Origin of the sequence: Aeromonas sp. S2(2024) (genome assembly GCF_041402505.1) — a bacterium.
In the GTDB taxonomy this organism is placed as follows: domain Bacteria; phylum Pseudomonadota; class Gammaproteobacteria; order Enterobacterales; family Aeromonadaceae; genus Aeromonas; species Aeromonas media.
On the sequence record NZ_JBGLRL010000055.1, the window covers coordinates 1 to 974 of the forward strand.

Consider the following 974-nt stretch of genomic DNA (forward strand, 5'->3'; position numbering starts at 1 on the left):
ACCTTCGCCGACAGTGAATTCAGCAGTAAGCGCCGTCAGACCAGAAAAGAGATTTTCTTGTCCCGCATGGAGCAGATTCTGCCATGGCAAAACATGGTGGAAGTCATCGAGCCGTTTTACCCCAAGGCTGGTAATGGCCGGCGACCTTATCCGCTGGAAACCATGCTACGCATTCACTGCATGCAGCATTGGTACAACCTGAGCGATGGCGCGATCGAAGATGCTCTGTACGAAATCGCCTCCATGCGTCTGTTTGCCCGGTTATCCCTGGATAGCGCCTTGCCGGACCGCACCACCATCATGAATTTCCGCCACCTGCTGGAGCAGCATCAACTGGCCCGCCAATTGTTCAAGACCATCAATCGCTGGCTGGCCGAAGCAGGCGTCATGATGACTCAAGGCACCTTGGTCGATGCCACCATCATTGAGGCTCCCAGCTCGACCAAGAACAAAGAGCAGCAACGCGATCCGCAGATGCATCAGACCAAGAAAGGCAATCAGTGGCACTTTGGCATGAAGGCCCACATTGGTGTCGATGCCAAGAGTGGCCTGACCCACAGCCTAGTCACCACCGCGGCCAACGAGCATGACCTCAATCAGCTGGGTAATCTGCTGCATGGAGAGGAGCAATTTGTCTCAGCCGATGCCGGCTACCAAGGGGCGCCACAGCGCGAGGAGCTGGCCGAGGTGGATGTGGACTGGCTGATCGCCGAGCGCCCCGGCAAGGTAAGAACCTTGAAACAGCATCCACGCAAGAACAAAACGGCCATCAACATCGAATACATGAAAGCCAGCATCCGGGCCAAGGTGGAGCACCCATTTCGCATCATCAAGCGACAGTTCGGCTTCGTGAAAGCCAGATACAAGGGGTTGCTGAAAAACGATAACCAACTGGCGATGTTATTCACGCTGGCCAACCTGTTTCGGGCGGACCAAATGATACGTCAGTGGGAGAGATCTCACTAAAAACTGGG

Annotated in this window: 1 protein-coding gene; it reads left to right on the forward strand. The window is 55.1% G+C overall.

What is annotated here, in order from left to right:
• Positions 1–966: IS5-like element IS5 family transposase (locus tag ACB039_RS20890; RefSeq protein ID WP_371166374.1), on the forward strand; the 966-nt coding region annotated here is incomplete at its 5' end.
• Between the last annotated feature and the right edge of the window lie 8 nt (positions 967–974).